General features: G+C 65.2%; 2 protein-coding genes and 1 pseudogene. 1 reads left to right on the forward strand and 2 read right to left on the reverse strand.

The annotated features are described in order from the left end of the window. Together ACIQ6O_RS15800 and ACIQ6O_RS15805 are read right to left on the reverse strand one after the other, a co-directional pair. The coding region (locus tag ACIQ6O_RS15800; protein ID WP_396208734.1) for an MBL fold metallo-hydrolase at positions 1 to 551 on the reverse strand (551 nt) is incomplete at its 3' end. Between the two features lie 53 nt (positions 552 to 604). Continuing rightward, complete coding sequence (locus ACIQ6O_RS15805; protein ID WP_396208735.1) at positions 605 to 1,276, reverse strand: hypothetical protein; 672 nt, start codon at positions 1,274 to 1,276, stop codon at positions 605 to 607. Positions 1,277 to 1,521: 245 nt separating this feature from the next. Between ACIQ6O_RS15805 and ACIQ6O_RS15810 the strand changes: the two are divergent. Continuing rightward, positions 1,522 to 2,866 (forward strand): annotated as a pseudogene (locus ACIQ6O_RS15810) (hypothetical protein); the annotation flags it as partial.

Here is a 2,866-nt window from a genome sequence, read left to right on the forward strand (position 1 = left end):
ATCGCGACACGCCGGGTGGGCCCCAGCCCAGGCACCGGCGCCAGCAGGTTCGCGACTGTACTGCTGCCGTACACCACGGCGTGGGGCATCCCCGTCAGCATCGGGGGCAGATCGATGAGATGATCGTAGTGCCCGTGCCCTACGAGCACGGCATGCACCCGTGACAGGCGGGCTGCATTGGCCGCCGGCATGGCCGCGAGCCGTCGGGTAATGCGCGCCGTGTCCGGGCGCGTCCCGAACAGGAGATCACCGAAGGTCAGCCACCGCACCGACGGATTGGTGAACATCGGTGGTGTGAGCACGAGGCGGGTGGTATCGCGCCACGGGACAACGAGAAATCCCGCGACGCCCATAGCCACCACATCCACGGAGTCGGTGCACCGATCGCTGCATGACCCGATGCGCTGAACGGCGCCCCGTTCGCTCGGGGTAAGTGGGCGCGGCTCCCCGGTGGTCACCCACCGGCACCCGCTCAACAGCATCGCCACGAGGGCACCCAGATGCGCGAAACGCACACGGGGCCTTATTCGCGTCGTCCATATCTTCGGCATGGCGCAATGCTGAACCCGTCGCGGGCTTCACACAAGGTGACGCATTCCCCGCACTACATCACGATCACCGCGATGTGATCCCCTCCCCGGAGTTTGAGCGACTGCGTGCTTCGCTCGGCGGCCCCCCCAGGACGGGCGAAGATGCGCACCCCCTCCTTACCCAAGAGCATCGACGAGGGAAGCGGCAGCGTGCCCTGCGTGTTGGCGGCAATCTCTCCCAGCCGGACGAAGCGCAGCCCCTGTTCGGCAAACACCGCGACCGGGTGGGCGCGTGCATTCTCCACCGTCACCGTCGCAGTGGTGCCCAATCCCTTGGGTAACGCAATGAAGATGCTGTCGCCGGCCGGTAGCCCTTCGATTGGCGGCACCAGCAACCCCATCATCTGACCAGCCACGAGGGGCACCTGGTAGCGCGCGATCACCTGCGATGACTTCTCCGCGACAGCGAGCACCACGATCGAGCGCTTTGCGTTCACCGTCCATGCGGGCAGCTGCAGTTCACTCGTGCTGTTCGGCGGGACGAGCCCAAGCATACGCTCCGCGCTCCCCGCTTCGATGAAGAAACGCACGGCTTCGCGGCGGTCGTTCTGCACCGTCACCACTTTGCCAAGCTCGGCCGTGACCTTGGCTGACGGAAGCCGTGTGGGAGCCTGCGTGGTGTCCTGGGCACTGGCGACGGTGGCGAGGCCGACGAACGCGGTCGCCATGATCGTGCTGTATCGCATGGGAATATCCTCGTGGAAGACAGTCGGGCTGCCGCGCGACCTTTGTCGCGACCTCCGTCTCGACTGGCTGAAGTGTTCCCGAGAGCTCCTCGGCGCGCCGTCAGGAAAAGCGTCCGATCCCGTGATGGTTTCCCCTGCGGTCATGGCGGTCGACGGTCCCGGGTGAAACGTGCGGGACGAATCGGACGTACGTCTCCCGGCACCCCTCGGCCCCGAGCCGGTCATTGTCCCCACTCGTCCCTCCCATGCTGACTCCGCTCTTCACAGCATCCTCCCGCCGTACTGGACTGGTCCTCGCCTCGCTGGTGCTGGCCGCCTGTGCACGTGCGCCGAAGCCCACAACGGCGGCCTCTCCCGCCACGGACCCCCGCAATGCCCTCAAGGCGGGACTCTTCGACGCGGGAGAATACACCTCCAACCTGCGCGTGCTGGCCAAGGTGCAGAGCCCCAAGGGCTTCCTCGGCGAGACCAACTCCGACCTCGCGTTCACGGGCAACTACGTCATCCAGGGCAACTACAATGGCCCGGTGGTGTGGGACATCAGCAACCCGAGCAGCCCGCAGCTCGTGGTCGCGTACGAATGCCCCGCGTCGCAGAACGACGTGAGCGTCTACAAGAACCTCATGTTCATGTCGGCGGAAGCGATGAACGGCCGCCTCGACTGCAAGCCGGGCGGTGTGCGTGAGGCGGTGAGCAAGGAGCGACTGCGCGGTGTGCGCATCTTCGACATCAGCAACATCAAGGAGCCGAAGCTGCTCGCCAACGTGCAGACGTGCCGCGGCTCGCATACGCACACGGTGCTCGAGGAGCCGAAGGACAAGGAGAACATCTACATCTACGTGTCGGGATCGTCGGACATTCGCCCCAAGGGCGAACTCGCCGACTGCTCGAACGCGGCAAGCAGCGACGCGAACTCCAATCGCCTGCGCATTGAGATCATCAAGGTGCCGCTCGCCGACCCGAGCAAGGCGGCTGTGGTGAATCGCGCGAATATCTTTGCGGGGCTCACCGCCCCGATGAATCACGGGCCGTCGGACGCCGATAAGGTGGAGCTCGAGGAGCTCAAGAAGCGCGGCGCCTTCTTCGCCTTCATTCCCGACATGGGCGTGGTTCAGGAATTGCCAGCCGAGATGGTGAAGCCGATCATCGCCAACATCGTGAAGCAGCGCGGCGGTACTGTCGCCACGGCTGCCGATTCGAATGCCGCGCGCCCCATCGTGGATAACATGGTGAAGATGTTCCTGCAGCAGAATGGGCTTATGCCCGATCCGAGCGGGAAGCTCAACGAAATGCGTCAGTGCCACGACATCACCGTATACCCGAGCCTCGGGCTCGCCGGTGGCGCGTGCGAAGGGCACGGTCTGTTGCTCGACATCAGCAATCCGGTGAATCCCACGCGCCTCGATGCCGTGGCCGACAGCAACTTCGCCTACTGGCACTCGGCCACGTTCAACAACGATGGCACCGCGATGTTGTTCAGCGACGAGTGGGGCGGTGGTGGCGCGCCCAAGTGCCGCGCCGGCGACAAGCCGGAGTGGGGCGCCAACGCCATCTTCGACATCGTGACCGATGCGTCGGGCAAGAAGAAGC

It is taken from the genome of Gemmatimonas sp. (genome assembly GCF_044345575.1).
GTDB lineage: Bacteria > Gemmatimonadota > Gemmatimonadetes > Gemmatimonadales > Gemmatimonadaceae > Gemmatimonas.